The organism is Actinoplanes sp. NPDC051851 (assembly GCF_040681165.1).
Lineage (GTDB): Bacteria > Actinomycetota > Actinomycetes > Mycobacteriales > Micromonosporaceae > Actinoplanes.
This window is the reverse complement of the sequence record NZ_JBFAYF010000007.1, coordinates 77,846-98,931: the sequence shown is the minus strand read 5'-3', so window position 1 is coordinate 98,931 and position 21,086 is coordinate 77,846. Positions and strand designations below refer to the sequence as shown.

Sequence of the window (21,086 nt, the reverse complement as noted above, 5' to 3'; positions counted from 1 at the left end):
TGCCTCCCGGGCCGCCTGCCAGCGCAAACTTCGTCACGAACCGCTAACTTAGCGTAGTGACTGAACTTTTGACGTACGGCCGACGTACCGGAAGGTGACACCGAAACCGCTCTACCCTCCGGGAGCGTGCTCCATGTTCCGGCTCATCCAACTGCACACCGACGCCGGTGTGCCCCGCATCGGCGTGGACGCCGACGGCTACGTCAGCGCCCGCGCCGCCCTGGCTCGCTACCGCACCGCCCCGGCGACCTTCTTCGCCGTCGGCCGCTTCGACCACGAGGGCACCCTCACCGAGGTCATCCTCGACCCCGCCTGCGGTCTCGACGGAGCCTGCCAGCGCCCCGCCGCGGTGATCCACGCCAAGACCTTCCAGCGCCTCTGCGAGAACTGCGCCGCCGGGCTCGACGTGCTCACCGTCCCGCAGCTGGCCCGCCGCCTCGGCATCGCCTGCCGCCTGGCCCCGCCGGTCACCACCCACCGGCGCAACACGATCGGCACCATGCGCTCGCCGTCCGGCAACCGGATCGCCCGCGAGTTCCCGGACCACGTGCACGACCCGGCCTGGCGCCAGGAGCTCTGCGGCGAGCTCTCGCAGAGCCCGACCGCGCTGAACGGCCTGCTGATCGGCGCCGGCGCGCTGAGCCACCGCCAGGTGCTGGACCTCTACCCCGCGCTCTGCGCCCTCGGCGAGGAGTTGCCCACCGGTGTCCGCAACGACCTCTCCCGGGCGACGGCCCGGCCCCTCTCCCCTGCCGGAGTGGCCGGACTCCGCCTCGGCCTGGGCTAGATCCGGACGCGCAGCACCGCCCCGTTCTCCCCACCGGTGCTGATGTACGCGTCACGGCCACGGATGGCCAGGCCACCCGGAGCGGTCAGGACGGCACCGAGGATCACCCGGTGCCGGCCGTCCGCCCCCACCCGGACCAGCCCCGCCCCGCTCCCCTGCAACACATGGAGCGACCCGTCCCCTCCCCCGCCACCGGCTCCCCGGCCGCCCTCTCCCCGGCCGCCACCGCTTTCCCGGGCGCCCTCTCCCCGGACGTCGTCTCCCCGGGCGTCGTCTCCCCATGCGAGATCGACGATGTCCGTGAAGCCGTCGGCGTAGAGCGTGGGCGCGTGCCCCGGGACGATCCGCCAGATCCGGGTGCCCTCGCTCAGGTAGGCGGCGCCGTCCGGCCCGCTCGCCAGCGCCGTGGGCCGCCGCGGAAAGGTCGCCACGGTCTGCACACGCCCGCGCGGCCCGATCCTGCGCAGGTCGCCACCGGCGATGACGAGAAAACCGCGTTCCACCGCGAGGACCGACGTCGCTTCCCCGACCGTACGCACCGAGGCCCGTCCATCGGCCCGCCGGAAACCCCACCCGTCGACGAGGTAGACCTCCCCGTCCCCACCGAGCGTGACGTCCGACGGCCCGGCGGCCGCCGCGATCCGCCGCACCCGCCCGTCCCGGATCGCGGTGACCGCCCCGTTCGTCCCGTCCCCCGCCTCGGCCACGTAGAGCGTGCCGTCATCCCCGAAGGCCATCCCCCGCGGATGATCGAGCCCACCGGCCACCGGCGGCGACGCCTGCCCGTTCACCGTCAGCAGGAGCGCCACGACCAGCACCTTGGTGATCATCTGCTTCCTCTCCACAGTCTCCTCTGTGGATTCCGTACCTCGGGAGACCCGCCCCTTCGTCCGTGGTGTCCTCGATCCGACCCGTCCCGCGAAAGGTACGGTCACCCGATGGCGCACACCTTCGCTGACCTCCTGGACCGGGCCCGTGCGCTGGTCTGCGCCCCGTCCCCCACCACCCCGGCGCCGCAGCCCTCTCCCGGCGCTTCCCCCACCGCGGCTTCTCGCATTTCCCCCACCGCCGTCGCGGGCCGGGCCGTGCTGGGGATCGCGGGGGCGCCCGGTGCCGGGAAGACGACGCTGGCCGAGGAGCTGGTCAAGGCCCTGGCCTCGAGCCCGCCGCCCGGAATGTCCGCCGACTGGGTGGCACACGTCCCGATGGACGGCTTCCACCTCTCCGACGCCGCACTCGACCGCCTGGGCCGCCGCGACCGCAAGGGCGCCCCCGACACCTTCGACTCGTGGGGCTACGCCGCCCTGCTCCGCCGCCTGCTGGACGACCGGGACGAGATGATCTACGCCCCCGGCTTCGAGCGCGTCCTGGAGCAGCCCATCGCCGCCGTGATCGGCATCCCCCGCGAGGCCCGCCTGATCGTCACCGAGGGCAACTACCTGCTCCTCGACACCCCGCAGTGGCGCCCGGTCCGCGCCCTGCTCAGCGAGTCCTGGTACGCCGACCTCGCCCCCACCGTCCGCCTGCACCGCTTGATCGCCCGCCACATCCGCTTCGGCAAGCCTCCCGCCACGGCACAGGCCTGGGCCACCGGCACCGACGAGCACAACGCCCGCCTGATCGCCACGACCCGCCCCCACGCCGACGTGATCATCCCGTCCGAGGTGCTGCTGACCCTGGGCACCCCACCCGACTGACCCGCCCCGGCCAACCCGACCGCCCCTCACCCAGCCCGCCCCTCACCAGCCCGCCCCTCACCCAGCCCGCCCCTCGCCCGGCCCGGCACTCGCGATCCCCGTGGCTGGCGCTCCGGGGTGCCTCAGCCCGCCCGACACACCCCGCAGCACCAGCCACGAGCCGGCGGCTGGCGCTCAGAGGTCCCTCGGGCCCCGCGACACACCCGCCAGGACCAGCCAGAACCCGGCGGCTGGCGCTCAGGGGTCCCTCCGGCACCACGACACACCCGCGAACGCCAGCCGCCGGGGAATGCCGGGGACTGTCCACCGATCGCCGTGACGGCGGTGCGCGGACGGCGTCGACCTGGCACTCCGCGATCGATGCGGTGCCGTTTACACCGTTTCCCGGGCAGTCCCGAATGCCGGCCCTGGGGAACCGCAGACGATCTTCGGGGGCGGGCCGGGGAGCGGACGGCGGGTGGGGTGGGGGGATCCGGGGCGGGAACGGGGTGTGGGCGGTAGCGGCGGAGCCGGGGGCGGACGGGACCGGTGGGGGAGGTGTGGGGCGTACCGGAAACGGGGTGGTGTCATGCTTGCGGACATGTCGGTGGGTGAGGCGGTCGAGACGCGGCCGAGGCGCAGGGGGCGTGCGGGGTTCGGCGGGCTCCTGGTGGTCGTTCTGGGGCTGCTGTTCGGGGTGCCGTGGGTGACGCTCGTGTGGTCCGGGAATCAGTGGCCGACCGGTGTGTTCGTGGCGGGGACGGTCGTGTTCGTGCTGGTGCCGGCGGTCTTCCCGGTGCTGATGTTCCGGGGGCACGGGAGTCATCGCGATGATCGGGCGGCGCGGATCGCGGACACCACGCTCGGGGTGATCTGGGTGCTGTTCACCTGGTCGGTGCTCGGGCAGGTGCTCGGGCTGGTGCTGCTGGCCGCGGGGGTGCATGACCCGGTTCGGTCACGCGTCGTCAGTGTGGTGGTCGTTCTGGTCGCCCTGGTCCTGCTCCTCTGGGGGTACGCCGAGGCGATGCGCGTCTCGCGTGTCCGCCGGGTCGACGTCACCATCGACCGGCTCGGGGCGGGGCTCGACGGGCTGAAGGTCGTGCTGATCACCGATACGCACTACGGGCCGATCGACCGGGCGAAGTGGTCGCGCGGCGTGACCGAGGTGGTCAACTCCCTCGCACCGGACGTGGTCGCGCACACCGGGGACATCGCGGACGGTGAGGTCGATCAGCGCCGGGAGATGGCAGCGCCGCTCGGGGACATCCGGGCGTCGATGGCGCGGGTCTACGTGACCGGGAACCACGAGTACATGAGCGGCGCCCAGGGCTGGGTGGAGCACATGTCGGCGCTCGGCTGGGACGCGCTGCACAACCGGCACATCCTGGTCTCCCGGGGCGGGGACTCGCTGGTGGTGGCGGGTGTGGACGATCGTACGGCGGCCGGCTCGGGGGTGCCGGGGCACCACGCGGACCACGAGGCGGCGCTCGCCGGGGCCGATCCGGGGCTGCCGGTGCTGCTGCTCGCCCACCAACCGCAGATGATCGCCGGTGCGGTGGCTCACGGGGCCGACCTGCAGCTCTCCGGGCACACGCACGGCGGGCAGATCTGGCCGTTCCACTACCTGGTCCGCACCGATCAGCCGTCGCTGCAGGGGCTGTCGCGGCACTCGGAGCGGACGCAGCTCTACACCAGCCGGGGCACCGGGTTCTGGGGCCCGCCGTTCCGGGTCTTCGCGCCGAGCGAGATCACGCTGCTGACGCTGCGCCGCCCCGCATAAAGATTGTCCCGAATAAACCGGTTGAGGAGTCATCCGGGGTCCGCGCAGGATGGGGACACCGCCCGCCCCATCCCGTGAGGACTCCGCCATGCGCCTGTTACGCGATCTTTGGGTGACCTCCCGGAGACGCACCGCGCTCGCCGCGTTCCTCATCACGCTCGGCGCCGCCGGATCGGCTCTCTCGCTCGCCCTCGCCGGCCAGGTGCTGGTCAACCACTCGATACCGCTCTTCGCGGTGCTCGCCGCCGCGCTCGGTGCGGCCGTGCTCAGCGACGTCTCCGTCGGGCTGGTCGCGGCCCGGCTGACCGCCGACTGGGCGGCCCGGGTCCGTCGTGGACTCAACCGGGTCGCCTTCGGGCAGGACCTCCCCACGCTGGAGAACACCCCGGTCGGCGAGCTGCTCGACCGGATCGACTCGGACGTCTTCCAGGTCGGCGCCGAGCTGCGCGGCAGCGGCGTGCGCCTGGCCCAGTCGCTGGCCACCGCCTCGCTCTCCATCGTCACCACGTTCGCCGTCTGGTGGCCGGCCGGCGTGGCGATGGTGCTGGTCAGCGCCCTGATCTTCGTCACCATGAACAAACCCATTCAAAAGATCTCTCCGGTACGCATCGCGGAGGAGGAGGCCTGGTCCGACCTCGCCGCCGTGATGGAGGAGGCGATCCACGGGCAGGACGACGTGCGCACCAGCCTGGCGGCACCCTATGTGCGGCGCCTCTTCGCGCTCCGCTCCGCCGAGGTGCTGGCCCGCGGGCGCCGGGTGTGGCGCGCCTCCTCCCGGGTCACCATGTGGGCCGGGGCGATCACCCGGTCGCTGATCGCGGCGCTGGTGCTGGTCGGCGCGTGGGCGCTGGCCGCCGGGCACATCGACGGCGCCCGGCTGACCGCGGTCTGGCTGCTGGCGCTCGGCTTCGGCGGCACCCTGGAACACGTCACCCGGATGGTCCCCGAGCTGCAGAACGCCCTCGGCGCGTGGAGCCGGGTGCAGCTGCTCAGCGAGGTGCCGCAGGAGCCGACCGAGGGTGTGCCGCCGGCCGACGGGGATCTCACGGTCCGCGATCTGACCTTCCGGTACGCGGAGTCGGACGGCGATCGTCCGGCCGCCCTGCACGGGGTGAGCCTGACGTTCGCCCGGGGACGGTCGTACGCGCTGATCGGGCGTACCGGATCCGGCAAGTCCACCCTGGCCAAGGTGCTGACCCGGGCGGTGGACGTCCCGGACGGCACGGTATTCCTCGGCGACCTCGACGTGAACCGGATCGGCGTCGAGGGCCTCCGGCGCTGGACGGCGATCGTCCCGCAGCGTACCGAGATCCTGGCCGGCACCCTCGCCGAGAACATCGCGCTCTTCGACCCGGAGCTGCTCCCCCGGGCCGGCACGGCCGTCGCGGAGCTGGGCCTCGCCGGCTGGGTCGCCGGGCTGCCGGACGGCATCGGCACCCGGCTCGGCGAGGGCGGCTACAAGCTCTCCGCCGGCCAGGAGCAGCTGGTGGCGTTCGCCCGGATCCTGGTCCGCGACCCGCAGGTGGTGATCCTCGACGAGGCCACCGCCCGGATGGACCCGGTCACCGAGTCCTGGGTGCAGCGGGCCACCGACCGGCTGCTGCGGGGACGGATCGGCGTGATCGTGGCGCACCGGCTCTCCTCGGTGCAGCGCTGCGACGAGGTCGTGGTGCTCGCCGACGGCCGGGTCGTGGAGTCCGGGCCGCTCCGCGAGTCGCAACGGTTCGCCGAACTGATGGCGAGCAGCAACCTGGCCATCCCGGCCGCCGCGCCCGCGTCCGGCACCGGCGTGCTGGTGGAGGAGCACGACTGGGACACCGCGATGCAGGTCGAGCTCGGCCCGGACGCGCTGGCCCACCCGCTCCCCACCGTGGAGCCGCCGCCGCTGCCGGAGCCGCCGCCGACCCGGACACTGCGGGAGATCGTCCGGCTGGCCCGCAACGACGCCCGGTACGGTCTCGGCGCGGTCAGCCTCTTCGCGCTGATGGTCCTCTTCGGACTGGACGGCGCGGTGCTGCCGCTGCTCTGGGCCGACGTCGTCGACGGGGTGGGCAGCCCGATCCTGCCCGCCGCCGGCATCGCGGCCCTGCTGCTCGCGCTGATCCCGACGCTGTACTACACCGGAGCCTGGTTCCCCGAGTGGTGGGTCCGGCAGATGCTGCGGATCAGCCTGCGCCTGGTGCACGGCCAGATCGGCCCGCGCCGGGTCAGCAAGCACACCCCGGCCGAGGTGGTCGCGCAGGGCGGCGACACCGAGCGGGTGGTGATGCTCGCCGACAACCTGATCGACAACGGCATCGCGCTGATCACCGCCGCGGCGATGACGGCCACCTCGCAGTCGCCGGTCCCGGCGCTCTTCTTCCTCGGCACCATGGCGGTGTCCGGGCTGGCCGCGACGCTCTTCGGCCCGCGGCTGGCGCAGGCCGCCCGGCGTACCGTGGCGGCCCGGGCGGCGTTCGCGACCTCGCTGGTCTCGGCGCTCTCCGCGGCGCGTACGGTCAAGCTGGCCGGCGCGACCGAGCCGGTCCTGGCGCACCTGGCCACGCTCGACGCGACCCGCAGCGAGCTGCAGCGCCGGGAGATCGCGATCCAGGTGTGGGCGCGGTCCACGCCGTCGATCGCGAGCGGCCTGCTGCCGATCGGCGTCTGGGCGCTCTACCTGAACGGCGGTCTCAGCGCCGCCGCCACGCTGATCGCGGTGGCGACGCTCGGTTCGGCCCGCTGGTTCGCGTGGACCACGGCCTCGCTGATCTCGCACTTCCCGTCGGCCCGGGTGTGGACCCGCCGCACGGTCGCGATGACCGGTTCCGGGGAGTACTCGTCGGACGTCACCGGCGTGGACATCTCGGCGGGGACGGCGCCCGCTCCGCCGATCGCGCCGCGCGAGGCGTTGCGCACGCTGGAGCTGCGCGACTTCAGCGCCGTGCACGAGAACGGCGCCCTGGGGGTACGCGGCGTCGACCTCACGGTGAACCGGGGCGAGCTGGTACTGGTCGTCGGCCCGGTCGGCTCCGGCAAGTCGTCGCTGCTGCGGGCGCTCGCCGGCATCGTGCACCACACCGGTGCGCTGCACTGGAACGGCGAGCCGGTCCGCGACCCGGAGCTCTTCCTCCGGCCGAACCAGGTGGGCTACGTCGCGCAGCTCCCCCGGGTGCTCTCCGGCACGGTCGCCGACAACATCCGGCTCGGTCACGAGGTGGACGCCGCCGACGCGGTCTCGGTCGCCCAGCTCGACCACGACCTGGCGGCGTCCGGCGGCGGCCTCCAGCTGCTGATCGGCCACAAGGGCACCCGCCTCTCCGGCGGCCAGCTCCAGCGGCTCGCCCTGGCCCGGGCACTGGCCCCGCGCACCGAGCTGCTGATCGCCGACGACGTCTCGTCCGCCCTGGACGTGACCACGGAGCTCGAGCTGTGGCGCGCGCTGCGCTCCCACGGCGTGACCGTGGTCGGCTCGACCTCCAAGCGGGCGGCGCTGGCCCAGGCCGACCGCGTGATCGTCCTGATCGGCGGCCACCCGGAGGACCAGGGCCCATGGTCCACCCTCCAGGACCGCTGGGGCCACCTGGCCGGCTGACCCTCCCCGTTCGTGTGCACCCGCGGGCCGGCCCGCGCCGTTCGTGTGCACGCGCCGCCCAGCCCGCGCCGTTCGTGTGCACGCGCCGCCCAGCCCGCGCCGTTCGTGTGCACGCGCCGCCCGGCCCGCGCCGTTCGTGTGCACGCGCTGCCCAGCCCACGCCGTTCGTGTGCACGCGCTGCCCAGCCCGCGCCGTTCGTGTGCACGCGCTGCCCAGCCCACGCCGGTCGTGTGCGTGTGTTGCGCGGACCGTGCTCGGCAGGCGTGCGGGGTTCGCGAGTGTGGAGCTGAGAGAGGGCTGAGGAAAGTGCGGGGCACGCATCTTTGCGGGGGGCGCATGTTTTGGTAGCGTTGCTGGGGTGACGGGGCTGAGGGAGCGGAAGAAGCGGCAGACCCGGGCCGCGCTGAGCTGGGCGGCGATCCGGCTCATCGTCGAGCGCGGCTATGACAAGGTGCTCGTGGAGGAGATCGCGGCGGCCGCCGGGGTGTCGCCGCGGACGTTCAACAACTACTTCGCCGGGAAGGCGGAGGCGGTCGCGAGCCGGCATCTCGACCGCTGCCTCGGTGTGGCGGACGCGCTGCGCGAACGACCCGCCGGTGAACCGTTGTGGGATGCGCTGACCCACGCCGTCCTGGCCCAGTTCGTGGCCGGGCCGGAGGTCACCGCGCATCCGGTGCCGGACCGGGAGGAGTGGGCCGCCGGTCTGCGCCTGATGCTCGACGTGCCGGCCGTGCAGGCCGCGGTGCTGCACGCCGCGGCGGCCGCGGAACGGGTGATCGCGGGTGCCGTGGCCGAGCGCACCGGCACCGATCCGAACGACCTCTATCCGAAACTCGTGGCGGCGACACTGCTCGCGGTCACCAATGTGGCGTCACACCATTTCACCGAGGCGGGCGGCGAACGACGGGCCGACATGCACGCCCTGCTGACCGAGGGTCTACGCCAGATCCGCGCCGGACTGCCCCAGCCCTGACCCCTCCCGGGCACCCGTCACACTCTGAATTCTCGGGCACCTGCCTCGCTCTGATCATTCCCGGGCACCCGTCTCGCTCTGATCATTCCCGGGCACCCGTCTCGCTCTGATCATTCCCGGGCACCCGTCTCACTCTGATCAGCTCTGGGGACCCGGCTCATCCCGATCACTCTCGGGCGTTCGGCTCGACCCTGCGCTCCGGCAGTCCACAGTGGATCATGCTTGCCTTTTGAGTGGAATCGATAACCCGACGTGCGTACTGGAAGAAGGTTTTGACGTGGAATTCGACGTTGACGTTGTTGTCGCCGGGGCCGGGCCGAATGGCCTGATGGTGGCGGCGGAATTGGCGCTGGCCGGGGTGCGGCCGCTGATTCTGGAACGGCGGATCGGGCCGTCGCAGGAGCAGCGGGCCAACGGGCTCGTCGGGCAGGTGGTGCCGATGCTGCACCGGCGCGGGCTCTACGAACGACTCGCCGGGCGGGAGGGCGATCCGGAGCCGTTGAACGGATTCGTCTTCGGCGCGTTTCCGCTGGCCCTGACGAAAGCGCCGGAAACGCCGCTGCACGTGATTCAGGTGCCGCAGCGCCGCATCGAGGAAATGCTCCGGGAACGGGTTGCCGAGCTCGGTGTCGAACTCCGCGAGGGCCACGAGCTGACCGGATTGGAACAGCGGGAGCACGGGGTCGTCATCGAGGTCGACGGGATTCAGCGGATCACGGCGCGGTACCTGGTCGGGGCGGACGGCGGGCGGAGCGTCACCCGCAAGCTGGCCGGCATCGGCTTCCCCGGCGTGACCAACGACGACGCGGTCTCCCGGTCGGCGCACGTCAGCGTGCCGGTCGAGTACCGCGATCCGGCCTCCGGCGGGCTGATCGTGCCCGGCTACGGAACGATCCCGCCGTTCATGCACCATCGCACCGAGCGGGGGCTGATCGCCTACGCGGTGTTCCAGGACGGGCGGACACTGCTCAGCGTGAGCACCACGACGTTCCCCGAGCCGCCGGAGCCGTTCACTCTGGACGAGCTGCACGCGGTGGCGGAGCACGTCCTGGGCGTGGACATCCCGTTCGGGCCGCCCACCGGCGACGGGCCACACCTGCTGCGGCGACTCTCCGGTGGCAACACGCGCATCGCGGAGCGTTACCGCGAAGGACGGGTGATCCTGCTCGGCGACGCTGCTCACGTGCACTCGGCGATCGGCGGTCCCGGCCTCAACCTCGGCCTGCAGGACGCGATCAACCTCGGCTGGAAGCTCGCCGCCACGGTGCGCGGCTGGGCGCCGGAGGATCTGCTGGACACCTACGAGTCGGAGCGCCGGCCGGCGGCCGAGCGGGTGACCATGCACACCCAGGCGCAGGGGCTGCTCTCCGGCCCGGGTCCGCAGGTCACGGCGTTGCGCACGCTCTTCGCCGAACTGCTGGAGGAACCTGCGGTGGTCCGGCACATCGCGGCGATGATGGCCGGTTCCGATGTCACGTACGCGGTCACCGACGGCCCCGCACATCCGGGCGAGGGTCGCCTGGCCCCGCCTCTCGGCGCGTTCACCCACTCCGGGCGTCCGCTCCTGATCACCGAGCGCGCGGACCTCGCCGCGGTGGCGGCGAACTGGTCGGACCGGGTCGACGTCGTCGCCGTGCCCGGAACCACATCGATGCTCGTCCGACCCGACAATTACGTGGCCTGGGCCCGGAATGACACCGCATCGCTGGAGTCCGCATTGGACCGCTGGTTCGGGAAGGCCGCGGTCAGCTCGGGATCTGCGCTTCCATCTGCGTGATGGCGGCGGTGACGGTGTCGGCCGGAATGGCGAACCCGAGGCCCACACTGCCGGTGCTGTCACCCGAGGTGGCGATCGCGACGTTGATGCCGACGACGTTTCCGGACGTGTCGACGAGCGCGCCGCCGGAGTTGCCCTGATTGATGGCCGCGTCGGTCTGCAGCAGTCCGGTGAGCTTCTCCTCGCCGGTGTCCAGGCTGCGATCCAGAGCGGACACGATGCCGGAGGTCACGGTGCCCTCGAGTCCGAGCGGGGCGCCGAAGGCCAGGACCGTGTCACCCACCGCGACGGTCGAGTCGGTGCCGAAGGTGACCGGGGTCAGCCCGCTGAGCCCGGTCGCCTGCACCAGCGCCAGGTCGTGCGTGGTGTCGGTGGCGACGACCGACGCCGGGACCGTCTGGCCGCTGGCGAGCCGGACGCTGACCGTGCCGTTCGACGAGATCACGTGGTTGTTGGTGAGGATCAGGCCGTTCGAGCCGATCACCACACCGGAGCCGAGCGACGACTCGTTGCTGCTGTCGACCAGCACGGTGACGATGCTGTTCTGCACCTTGGCGACGATCGGGGCGAGGTCGTCGCCCTCGGTGACGGTGGTCGCCGCGACGGTCGTCCCGCTGGTCGCCGTCGACGTGGTGGCCTTGCTGTCCAGGTACTGCTCCGCCAGGTACGCCCCGCCGCTTCCCCCGCCGGCGACCAGGACCAGCACCGCGACACCGCCGACCGCGCGCCGCTTCCAGCGCGGCTCCCGCGGCGGGGTCTGCCACATCTCCGGCGGGATGTGCGTCGGGGGCATCAGCACGGGGCCGCTCAGGGGCTCGCCGGAGTTGCGGTCGTCGATGCCGGGGCGGTTCAGCAAGTCGGTCATGTCCATCAAGGTGGCTCGCCAAAATGTCCCGGACCGGTGAGCGCTCTGTGACTTCGCTGTGCGCCTCAGATCACTCCGACGCGCCGATTGGCCCGAGTATCTACCGGCAAATCGTGATCTAGCGTACTTCAAGTGCTTCACACTGATATTTCCCCTGACGCCGGGCCGCAGCCGCAGGCCGAGGCCGCTCCGCCCGCCCCCGTTCCGGGCATCGTGATCACCGACGAGCGCCGCTCGATATTCAGCGGGCTTACAGGAACGCGCTCCCGCCTGCGCCCCGCACCGCCCGGTCCGTGCCGGACGGGTACGCCGTAGTCACCAGCCGTCTCGGAGTCACCCGCCGTCTCGGGATGCCCGTCCTTTCGGTCCGCCACCCGGGCGGCCGGGCGTCCACAGCCCCTGCCGCCGGTTCCGGCCGCCGGCCCCTGCCACTCGCTCCTGTCGCCGGCCTCTGCCACTCGCTCCCGTCGCCGGCCTCTGCCACCCGCTCCTGTCGCCCGTCCCTTTGCCGCTGGCCTCACTTACTCTGGCTTCAAACGGATATTTCCGATTTATCCCCTACTCCCGGCGGATCGCGGCGAGCCGGACCACCGGCCCCGCTCACGGACGGCTACGACTTTCGGCCGACCCGCGCACAGGAACTGGAGACGCGCGACAGATGGCGCACACAGAAACCGCGCCGATGCTGGAGTCACATATCGACGCGGGGAGGTAACGATGTCCACACGAGGAGTGCTCAACCTGGTCGGCACGGCGGTCGGCGGCGTGATCGGCTGGTCGGAGACGCCGCCACCGGCGGAACCGGCGAGCCTGCGCGCCCTCTTCAGCGACCTCGGCATCCGGGTCGGCCCGGCCGAGGCGGACCTGCACGACGCGGTGCTCGCCTTCCAGCAGCGCACCGGCATCGACGAGGAGGGCGAGGCCGGCCCACGCACGGTGCACCTGCTCGCCCGGTACGCCGCCGAGTCCCGCGAGCTCACCCGGTTCCGCTCGGCCGCCTGACGGTGGTCCGGTGACGTGAGTGAACTCCCAGATCGGGTGAATAGATCCGGCCGCATAGCGGATCAGCCGGGCATATCCCCCGCAATCGCCGGTGCGGACGGGCCGGTCCTGGGGATAGGTTGGCCCGCGATGAGCACTGAGGCTGTCGACCGGCGGACCGCCGAGTTGATCACGTACTACGACGACGCGACCGGGGAGCGGACCGGGCTGAGCGCCGCCGACCTCGGTGCGTGGAGCGCGGCCACCGCCTCGCTGCTCACCGGGGAGTGCGGGCTCGGGCGGGGCAGTCGTGCCGGGGTGCTCCTGCCCCCGCACTGGCAGACCGCCGCGGTGCTGCTCGGGGCCTGGGCCGCCGGGCTCGAGGTCTCCTACCGGGGCTGGGCGACGGCGGGTCTCGAGGCGGCCGGGCCGGATCTCGACGTGACCTTCGTGGAGCGGCGCCGGGTCGGCAACTGGCTCGACGAGGTGCCCTCGGCCCGGCATCAGTTCGTGCTCGGCCTGGCTCCGGACGGTGCGCCGTCCCCCGACGTACCCGCGGGGTATCGGGATTTTCCGCCCGCCGCCCGCGCCCTGCTCGGCGCTCCCCCGCCGGCGGATCGCGCCGGCCCGCTGGAGGCCGCCACCGCCGACGGCACGACCTATGCGGAGTACGGTGCGGTCGCGGCCGAGGTGGCGGCGATGCGCGGAATCAGCACCGGCGACCGGGTGCTGATCGACGTGTCCGGTTCCGAGCAGCCGCTGAACTGGCTGCTCGCCCCGCTGACGGTCGGCGCCTCGATCGTTCTCTGCGCCAACCTCGACCGTTCCCGCCTAGACGAGCGGGTCGCCGCGGAGGCCGTCACCCTCGTTCTCTGACGGTACCCCTCCACTGTGGAGGATCTTGCGGGTAGCGTGCAGGCGCATGGAGGCATTCGATCAACTAGCCGATAAATACCAGGGCGAACACAGCCATAATCCTTTCCAGTACGCCGTGACGGAGAAGCTCCTGTCGCAGCTCCCGGCCGGCGCCTCGGTGCTCGATCTGGGTTGCGGCACCGGCGTACCCACCGCGAAGACCCTGACCGAAGCCGGCCACCGCGTCGTCGGCGTCGACATCTCCGAGGGCATGCTCCGCCTGGCCCGCGAGCAGGTCCCGGCGGCCGAATTCGTTCACGCGAACGTCGCCGAACTCCCCGACGACTTCGGCACCTTCGAGGCCGTGACCGCGTTCTTCTCCCTCCTCATGCTCAGCAAGGCCGACATCGAGCGCACCCTCGACAAGGTCACCCACTGGCTCACCCCCGGCGGCCACCTGGCCATCGGCATGGTCAACTTCGACGCCGACAGCCTCCCGATCGAGTTCCTCGGCGTCCCGGTGACCGTCTCCGGCTACCTGGAACCGGACCTCGCCGCCGTCCTCGAATCCCACGGCCTGAAAATCATCTCCATCGAGACCGTGACGTTCACCCCGGCCAACGAGCCCGAGGAGAGCCAGATCTTCGCCCTCGCCCAACTCCCCGCCTAGCGCAGCGCGGGCCGGGCGCGCCAGGCCGGGCGCGCTGGCCGGGCGGGCACGCTGGCCGGGCGGGCACGCTGGCCGGGCGGGCACGCTGGCCGGGCAGGCACGCTGGCCGGGCAGGCACGCTGGCCGGGCAGGCACGCTGGCCGGGCAGGCACGCTGGCCGGGCGGACCGGGCTGGCCTGCCTGCGGGGCGGGCCAGCCTGCGGGGCGGGCCAGCCTGCGGGGCGGGCCAGCCTGCGGGGCGGGCCAGCCCGGGCAGGCGGGTGGGCTACTCGTCGAAGTCGATCACCACCTTTGGTGACGTTGCGGTCGACTGGCAGGTCAGGACGAAACCGGCGGCCAGTTCGGCGGGCTCCAGGGCGAAGTTGCGGCGCATCGTGACGTCGCCCTCGACCACGCGGGCCCGGCACGTGCCGCAGACGCCGCCCTTGCAGGCGAACGGCAGGTCCGGGCGGGAGCGCTGCGCGCCGTCGAGCACGGTGACGCCCTCCTCGACGGTGACGGTGGTGGCGCGGCCGTCCAGACGCACCGTGACCTCGCTGCTCGGGCCGCGCGGCGCGTCCTCGGGGCGGACCGGCTCCGGCGGCGGATCGTCCACCCAGAACAGTTCGCGATGCACCCGTTCCGGGGGGACTCCCGCCTCGGCGAGCACCGCCGTCGCGTCGGCGACCATCCCGTACGGACCGCAGAGCCACCAGTGGTCCACCGCCGGCACGTCGATGAGCTGCGGTAACAGCGTGCGCAGCCGGGCCGCGTCGAGACGGCCGCTGAACAGGTCGGCCTCGCGCGGCTCCCGGGACAGCACGTGCACGAGCTCCAGCCGTGACGGGTGCGCGTCCTTCAGATCGGCGAGCTCCTCGGCGAACATCACCGTTCCCGCGCGCCGGTTCCCGTACAGCAGACCGACCTCGGCGCCCTCCTCCCGCAACAGGGACGCCGCGATCGAGAGCAGCGGGGTGATCCCGGAACCGGCCGCGACCAGCACGTGCCGCCCGCCCGCCGCGATGTCCGGCGTGAACGTCCCGGCGGGCGGTGCCACGTCGACCAGGTCCCCAGCCCGCAGCTCCCGCACGATCCACCCGGACACCCGGCCGCCGGGGACCTCCCGCACCCCGATCCGCGGCGCTCCCCCGGCCGCCGCGCAGATCGAGTAGGTCCGGCGCTCGTCCGCCTCCTCCCCCGGCCGGCGAACCGTCAGCGACTGCCCCGGCCGGAAGTCGAACGTCCCGGCCAGCTCCGGCGGCACCGCGAACGTCACCGCCACCGCGTCGGGGCACAATCGGTCGACCGCGGCGACCCGGAGCGCGTGGAACACCGCCACCTCAGATCTCCTTCATGTGCTCGAAGGGTTCCCCGCACGCCGGGCAGCGCCGCAGTTCCCGGCAGGCCGTCGCGCCGAACGCCGCGATCTCCTCGGTGGCGGTGTCACCGCAGCGGGGACAGGCGATCACTACTGGTCGTGGCGTGAGCGTGAGAGGCACCGGTCCGGCCGCCCTGCGCGGTGCCGCCCCAGGCGGCGCGATGCCGGCCTCCGCGAGCTTCCGCCTGCCGCTCTCGCTGATCCAGTCGGTGGTCCATGCGGGCGCTATTCGCGTACGCACCACGGCGTGTGTCCACCCCGCTCTCCGGAGCGCGCCGAGGATGTCGTCCCGGATCGCCTCCATGGCCGGGCATCCCGAGTACGTCGGCGTGATCGTCACCAGCACCGCCCCGGCGTCCTCACGAACCTCCCGCACGATCCCGAGCTCCACCAGCGTGACCATCGGCAGCTCCGGATCCACGACCGCCCCCACCACCGCGGCAGCCGACCGGGGCGCGGCCATCGGATCGGGCGCAAGGGTGCTCACTCCGGGAGCCGTGTTCACCACACACCCCAGGGGACCGCCCTCGCCAGCTGCTGCAACTCCGCGAGGATCTCGGACAGCGCCTCGGTGTGCTCCCCGTCCCGCCCACGCCCGGTCGGGTCGGTCCCACGCCCGGTCGGGTCGGTGCCCCGCCCGGTCGGGTCGGTGTCGTGACCAGGCGATTCGGTGTCGTGACCGGCAGGTTCGGCGTTGGTCGCGGCCATCGGTGCAGGCTTCAGGGTGGCCGCCGCGAAGACCTCGGCGAGGACCGCGTCGAACTCGGCGCGCAGCGAGGACGGGTCGACGGCGATGCCGGACGCGGACAGCCGGAGCTCGACCTCGCTCGGCTGGAACAGTTCCTCCGTCAGCGGGAGCAGCGCGCCGACCGCCGCCGTCATCCTGCGGTGAGAGAGATCGGTCCCGTCGCCGAGCCGGACCACCCAGCGGGCGGCGTAGTCCCGGTGGTACGTCAGCTCCTTGACGCCCTTGGCCGCGATCGCCGCGAGCATCGGGTCCGGTGCCGAGGCGAGCCGGTCGAAGAGGGACAGCCGCCACGTCGTGAAGAACAGCAACCGCCCCACGAGATGCGCGAAGTCGGCGTCGCCGCGCTCGGCGAGCCGGACGTTGCGGAACTCGGCGGGCCCACGGTGGTAGGCGAGCGCGTCCTCGTCCCGGCCCTCGCCCTCGGCCTCGCCCGCCCGGGTCAGCAGCAACCGGGCCTGGCCGAGCAGGTCGAGCCCGATGTTCGCCAGGGCCAGCTCGTCCTCCAGCTCCGGCGCGTGGGTGACCCACTGCTGCAGCCGGTGCGACATGATCAGCGCGTCGTCCCCGAGCATCAGGTGGTAGGCCGCCAGGTCGGCGCGGTCCACCCCCTCGGGGAAGCCGCCCGGCACGCCGGCGAGCGGGTCGGTGAAGCCGGTGCCGTACGCCCAGCGGGCATCGTCGTCGTGATCGGTCAGGGCCTGGTACGCATCGTCGAAAGCCATGGCGCGCCTCAGATGTGCGGAACCGAGTCGGGGATGGCGTAGTGCGTCGGGTGCCGGTAGACCTTGTCGGCGCTTGGTGCGAAGTACGCCTCCTTCTCCGCCGGATCGCTCGCCACCACATCGTCGGAGCGGACCACCCAGATGCTGACCCCCTCGTTCCGGCGCGTGTAGAGATCCCGGGCGTGCTGCACCGCCATCCGGTGATCGGCCGCACGCAACGACCCGACGTGCACGTGGTTGAGCCCTCGCTTGGCCCGCACGAACACCTCGAACAGCGGCCACTCGTGCCGAACGCTCTCCTCGCTCATCGCCCGCTCCCCTGCTCGTCGCCGACGGCTGCCGGGGAGGAAGCCCCGGGGAATGAAGCCCCGGGGAATGAGGCTCCCGGGGAGGACGCAGACAGGGGTGAGGCTCCCGGGACCGTGGCGACGGAGGCTGGGGAAACCGGGGGTGGGGCCTGCGGGGAGACAGCGGGAGGCCGCGGGGCAGCCGCCCGCGGGGAGACCGGGCGCGGGGAGGCGGGCGGGCCGGGTGGGGCAGCAGGGTGCGGGGAGGTGGGCGGGCCGGGTGGGGTGTGCTTGGCGGCGTGAGCGGCGGCGGCCTCGCGGACCCAGGCGCCCTCGGTGTCGGCGTCGCGACGGCGGGCGATGCGCTGGCGGTTGAGGGGGCCGTCGCCGGAGATCACCCGTTTCAGCTCGGACCAGTCGGGCTCGCCGAAGTCGTAGTGGGCGCGGTCCTCGTTCCAGCGCAGGGCCGGATCGGGCAGGGTGACACCGAGCGCCCCGGCCTGGGGGACGGACATGTCGACGAAGCGCTGGCGGAGCTCGTCGTTGGTGTGGCGCTTGATCTTCCAGGCCATCGAGCGGGCCGAGTTCGGCGAGTCGCCGTCGGGCGGGCCGAACATCATCAGCGACGGCCACCACCAGCGGTCCACCGCGTCCTGCACCATGGCGCGCTGGGCCGCGGTGCCGGTCATCATGGTCATCAGCAGCTCGTAGCCCTGCCGCTGGTGGAAGGACTCCTCCTTGCAGATCCGGATCATGGCGCGGGCGTACGGCCCGAACGAGCTGCGGCAGAGCGGGACCTGGTTGCAGATCGCGGCGCCGTCGACCAGCCAGCCGATCACGCCGACGTCGGCGAAGCTCAGCGTCGGGTAGTTGAAGATCGACGAGTACTTCTGCCGCCCCTCGATCAGCCGCCGGGTCAGGTCACCGCGGTCGGCACCGAGCGTCTCGGCGGCGGAGTACAGGTAGAGGCCGTGACCCGCCTCGTCCTGCACCTTGGCGAGCAGGATCGCCTTGCGCCGCAGCGAGGGCGCCCGGGTGATCCACTCCCCTTCCGGCTGCATGCCGATGATCTCGGAGTGGGCGTGCTGCGCGATCTGCCGGATCAGCGTCTGCCGGTACCCGTCGGGCATCCAGTCCCGCGGCTCCACCCGCTGATCCCGCGCGATCGTGTCAGCGAAGACCTCTTCCCCGCTCACGACCCCTCCTCTCGATGAACACGCTTCGACGGAAATACCCGCCTCCAGCCTCTATATCCGAAAAGAGCCACTCTGCGCGGGCGGGAGACGACAGAACCGCGAGATGAAACGACCGCACCGCCGCCCGGGCCAGGCTGCCGGGGCAGGGCAGGCAGGGCAGGGCAGGCAGGGCAGGGCAGGCGGGCAAGGCAGACGGGTAGGGCAGGCAGGCGGGCAAGGCAGCCAGGACGGGTCGAGGCAGGACGGACGGGCTGCCGGGGCGGGCGGCAGCCCGATGCAGGTTCCTGTGGCGGCGTGGGCGGGTCATGTCCGTTGCTCGGGTCACGCCGTGGGGGTGGATGGGACGTGGTGACGCGATTGCAGGGTGAAGAAGCGGCCCGTGACGAAGTAGTCGTCGGTGAGGGAGGCCGTGGCGGCCGGGTTGGCGCCGGTGCCGTGCAGGTCGCTGAACGCGGCCGTCTGGTTGACGAAGACACCGCCCGTCAGGTTCTCCGAGAGGTGGACGCCGGCGTCGAGGGCGGCCTCGCGGGCCGCGGTCAGCACCGACGGGGAGCTGGAGTGGACCAGGGCGGTCAGTGCACCGTGCGCGCGGACCGTCTCGGTGAGGATCCGCAGGCTGTGGCCGGTGTCGTCGGTGGTGATCAGGAACGAGACCGGGCCGAACCACTCGCGGGTGTAGAGCTTCTCGTCGGCCGCGGCGAGCCGCAGCACCACCGGGGTCCGGATGGTCGCGCCGGGGAACTGCTCGTCGGCGATCTCGGCGGACGGGCTCACCACGCCGGGCAGGCCGCCCGCCTCGGCGAGCCGGGCCAGCACGCCGTCGTTGACGATCGCGCCGAGCGTACCCGCTGCCCGTTTCGGATCACCGAGGAGCTTGCCGAGCGCGGTGGCCAGGTCGGCGCCGAACTCCTCGGGAGTCCGGTGGCCCGCATCGGTGTCGATGCCGGAGCGCGGGATCAGCAGGTTCTGCGGTGTGGTGCACATCTGTCCGCTGTAGAGCGAGAGTGAGAACGCCAGGTTGCGGAGCAGACCGCGATAGTCGTCCGTCGAGTCGAGGACCACCGTGTTCAAGCCGGCCTTCTCGGTGTAGACCACCGCCTGCCGCGCATTCGCCTCCAGCCAGTCACCGAACGAGCTGGAGCCGGTGAAGTCGACGATCCGGACGTCCGGATGGGTGGCCAGCGTCGCGGCGATGCCGTCGCCGGGCTCCTCGGCGGCGAGGGTGACCACGTCGGGGTTGAGCCCGGCCTCGGCGAGCACCTCGCGGCAGACCTGCACGGTGATGGCGAGCGGCAGCACCGCCCCGGGATGCGGCTTGACGATCACCGGGTTGCCGGTGACCAGGCTGGCGAAGAGGCCGGGATAGCTGTTCCAGGTGGGGAACGTGGTGCAGCCGATCACCAGCGCGACGCCGCGGCCGACCACGGTGCCGGTCTTGGTCATGGCCAGCGGGTCGCCACCCCGCTGCGGTTTGGTCCACGACGAGGTGGACGGCATCCGGACCGCCGCGGAGAGGGCGAACGCGATCGCCTCGAGGGCGCGGTCCTGCGCGTGCGGGCCGCCGGCCTGGAACGCCATCACGAACGCCTGGCCGGTGGTGTGCTGCACGGCGTGGGCCAGCTCGAACCCGCGCGCGTTGATCCGGCGCAGGATCTCGACGGCGATCCCGGCCCGCCCCCGCGGCCCGACGGCACGCCAGGACGGGATGGTCGCGCGGGCGGCCGCGACCAGAGCCAGCGGGTCGGCCCTCGGATAGGAGAGGCCGAGCTCCATACCGTACGGCGAGTGCTCGGTGGAGACCGTGCCGACGGCGCCCGGCACGTCGACCGGGAACGTCGCGCCGAGGAGGGCGGTGAAGGCCCGCTCGCCGGAGGGGGCGGCGTCCTCCCCGTAGATCGACTTGCTCGGGGACTCGGGGAACGCGGACCAGTAGTCGCGCTCGACCGCCGCCCGGGTGGCGCGCTCGAGTAGCTCACGGTGGGATTCGTAGAGCTCAGCGGGTGTGCTCATCTTCTTCGCTCCGTTGCGATCGGCTGCCTTCCTATTTACCGTCCTACCGGTCGGTAAATCAAGCCCCGGCTTCTCTCCACTCGCGAGGTCTGACATATTGCGCGTACGCCACGCGTACGGGAAAGGAAGCGTGACGATGGACGGGGAGCGACCACCGCAGAGGCGCCGCGGGCGCCCGGGCCATGACCAGGACGCGGTGCTGAACGCGGCCGTCCGGCTCTTCAACGCGCGCGGCTACGACGCGACGAGCATGTTCGACGTGGCCGAGACGCTGGGCATCACCAAGTCCACGCTGTACCACCACGTCAGCGGCAAGGAGCAGTTGCTCGCGATGGCGGTGGACCGCGCGCTGGACGGCCTGTTCGAGGCTGCCGCCCAGGTCAGCGGCGAGAAACGGGCGATCGACCGGCTGGAGCGGCTGATCAGCAGCAGCGTCCTGGTGCTCGCCGAACGACTGGAACTGGTCACCCTGCTGCTGCGCGTCCGCGGCAACACCGAGGTGGAGCAGCACGCCCTGGCGCGGCGGCGGGAGTTCGACGGCATCGTGACCGATCTGGTCAAGCAGGCACAGGCCGAGGGCTCGATCCGGTCCGACGTGGATGCCGCGACCGCCGCGCGCCTGATCTTCGGCATGGTCAACTCACTGGTGGAGTGGTACCGGCCGGAGCGCGGGCACCCGGAGACGCTGGCCCGCACGGTCGTCGAGCTGGCCTTCCGCGGGCTCCGGACCGAAGCGACAAATACCACGCAAGATGATCAACGCCGACAATGAGCTAACCTTGGTCCAGCGGGATACAAACCGCCGAGACCGGGTGTCATCGTCGCCA

General features: G+C 72.4%; 17 protein-coding genes and 1 pseudogene. 10 read left to right on the top strand and 8 right to left on the bottom strand.

Annotated features, from left to right (window positions below):
• Nucleotides 1-133 precede the first annotated feature (133 nt).
• Complete coding sequence (locus tag AB0M08_RS09750; protein ID WP_364491003.1) at nucleotides 134-787, top strand: hypothetical protein; 654 nt, start codon at nucleotides 134-136, stop codon at nucleotides 785-787.
• Here AB0M08_RS09750 and AB0M08_RS09745 read toward each other — a convergent pair.
• Nucleotides 784-1,632, bottom strand: a complete 849-nt coding sequence (locus tag AB0M08_RS09745) for a hypothetical protein (protein WP_364491000.1) — start codon at nucleotides 1,630-1,632, stop codon at nucleotides 784-786. The genes AB0M08_RS09750 and AB0M08_RS09745 overlap by 4 nt on opposite strands.
• 93 nt (nucleotides 1,633-1,725) lie before the next feature.
• On the opposite strand from AB0M08_RS09745, the gene AB0M08_RS09740 reads away from it, so the two are divergent.
• From AB0M08_RS09740 to AB0M08_RS09720, 5 genes are all read left to right on the top strand, one after another.
• Nucleotides 1,726-2,484, top strand: a complete 759-nt coding sequence (locus AB0M08_RS09740) for a nucleoside/nucleotide kinase family protein (protein ID WP_364490998.1) — start codon at nucleotides 1,726-1,728, stop codon at nucleotides 2,482-2,484.
• 568 nt (nucleotides 2,485-3,052) lie between these two features.
• Nucleotides 3,053-4,243, top strand: coding sequence for a metallophosphoesterase (locus AB0M08_RS09735; protein ID WP_364490996.1), 1,191 nt, complete (start codon nucleotides 3,053-3,055; stop codon nucleotides 4,241-4,243).
• An 88-nt stretch (nucleotides 4,244-4,331) separates the two neighbouring features.
• Nucleotides 4,332-7,817, top strand: coding sequence for an ABC transporter ATP-binding protein/permease (locus AB0M08_RS09730; RefSeq protein WP_364490994.1), 3,486 nt, complete (start codon nucleotides 4,332-4,334; stop codon nucleotides 7,815-7,817).
• Nucleotides 7,818-8,176: 359 nt separating this feature from the next.
• The gene (locus AB0M08_RS09725) at nucleotides 8,177-8,791 is read left to right on the top strand and encodes a TetR family transcriptional regulator (protein ID WP_364490992.1); all 615 of its coding nucleotides are present in this window, start codon (nucleotides 8,177-8,179) and stop codon (nucleotides 8,789-8,791) included.
• Nucleotides 8,792-9,068: 277 nt separating this feature from the next.
• Nucleotides 9,069-10,568, top strand: a complete 1,500-nt coding sequence (locus AB0M08_RS09720; protein WP_364490990.1) for an FAD-dependent monooxygenase — start codon at nucleotides 9,069-9,071, stop codon at nucleotides 10,566-10,568.
• Here the strand turns inward: AB0M08_RS09720 and AB0M08_RS09715 are convergent.
• Nucleotides 10,537-11,433 (bottom strand): trypsin-like peptidase domain-containing protein, encoded by an 897-nt coding sequence (locus AB0M08_RS09715; RefSeq protein WP_364490988.1) that lies wholly within the window; start codon nucleotides 11,431-11,433, stop codon nucleotides 10,537-10,539. The genes AB0M08_RS09720 and AB0M08_RS09715 overlap by 32 nt on opposite strands.
• A 717-nt stretch (nucleotides 11,434-12,150) precedes the next feature.
• On the opposite strand from AB0M08_RS09715, the gene AB0M08_RS09710 reads away from it, so the two are divergent.
• The 3 genes from AB0M08_RS09710 (at nucleotide 12,151) to AB0M08_RS09700 (ending at nucleotide 13,939) form a co-directional block, all read left to right on the top strand.
• Complete coding sequence (locus AB0M08_RS09710; RefSeq protein WP_364490986.1) at nucleotides 12,151-12,435, top strand: peptidoglycan-binding protein; 285 nt, start codon at nucleotides 12,151-12,153, stop codon at nucleotides 12,433-12,435.
• Nucleotides 12,436-12,564: 129 nt separating this feature from the next.
• Nucleotides 12,565-13,290 carry a TIGR03089 family protein gene (locus AB0M08_RS09705; RefSeq protein ID WP_364490984.1) on the top strand — a complete coding sequence of 242 codons (726 nt, stop codon included), beginning with the start codon at nucleotides 12,565-12,567 and terminating at the stop codon, nucleotides 13,288-13,290.
• 46 nt (nucleotides 13,291-13,336) lie between these two features.
• The gene (locus AB0M08_RS09700) at nucleotides 13,337-13,939 is read left to right on the top strand and encodes a class I SAM-dependent methyltransferase (RefSeq protein ID WP_364490982.1); all 603 of its coding nucleotides are present in this window, start codon (nucleotides 13,337-13,339) and stop codon (nucleotides 13,937-13,939) included.
• A gap of 265 nt (nucleotides 13,940-14,204) precedes the next feature.
• Here the strand turns inward: AB0M08_RS09700 and paaE are convergent, their stop codons facing one another.
• The 6 genes and pseudogenes from paaE to paaN form a co-directional block, all read right to left on the bottom strand.
• Nucleotides 14,205-15,257, bottom strand: a complete 1,053-nt coding sequence (paaE, locus tag AB0M08_RS09695; RefSeq protein WP_364490980.1) for a 1,2-phenylacetyl-CoA epoxidase subunit PaaE — start codon at nucleotides 15,255-15,257, stop codon at nucleotides 14,205-14,207.
• Between the two features lies 1 nt (nucleotide 15,258).
• The gene (gene paaD, locus AB0M08_RS09690) at nucleotides 15,259-15,759 is read right to left on the bottom strand and encodes a 1,2-phenylacetyl-CoA epoxidase subunit PaaD (RefSeq protein ID WP_364491255.1); all 501 of its coding nucleotides are present in this window, start codon (nucleotides 15,757-15,759) and stop codon (nucleotides 15,259-15,261) included.
• A gap of 38 nt (nucleotides 15,760-15,797) precedes the next feature.
• Entirely contained in the window at nucleotides 15,798-16,766 is a 969-nt protein-coding gene (gene paaC, locus AB0M08_RS09685; protein WP_364490978.1) for a 1,2-phenylacetyl-CoA epoxidase subunit PaaC, read from the bottom strand.
• Nucleotides 16,767-16,774: 8 nt separating this feature from the next.
• Nucleotides 16,775-17,074: a 1,2-phenylacetyl-CoA epoxidase subunit PaaB gene (gene paaB / locus AB0M08_RS09680; protein ID WP_364490976.1), complete on the bottom strand. Its 300-nt coding sequence runs from the start codon at nucleotides 17,072-17,074 to the stop codon at nucleotides 16,775-16,777.
• A 269-nt stretch (nucleotides 17,075-17,343) separates the two neighbouring features.
• Nucleotides 17,344-18,249, bottom strand: a pseudogene (paaA, locus tag AB0M08_RS09675) (1,2-phenylacetyl-CoA epoxidase subunit PaaA); the annotation flags it as partial.
• A 321-nt stretch (nucleotides 18,250-18,570) separates the two neighbouring features.
• The gene (gene paaN, locus AB0M08_RS09670) at nucleotides 18,571-20,259 is read right to left on the bottom strand and encodes a phenylacetic acid degradation protein PaaN (RefSeq protein WP_364490974.1); all 1,689 of its coding nucleotides are present in this window, start codon (nucleotides 20,257-20,259) and stop codon (nucleotides 18,571-18,573) included.
• A 136-nt stretch (nucleotides 20,260-20,395) separates the two neighbouring features.
• Here paaN and AB0M08_RS09665 point away from each other — a divergent pair, with 136 nt between their 5' ends.
• On the top strand, nucleotides 20,396-21,031 hold the full coding sequence (locus AB0M08_RS09665) for a TetR/AcrR family transcriptional regulator (protein WP_364490972.1): 636 nt from the start codon (nucleotides 20,396-20,398) through the stop codon (nucleotides 21,029-21,031).
• Nucleotides 21,032-21,086: the final 55 nt, after the last annotated feature.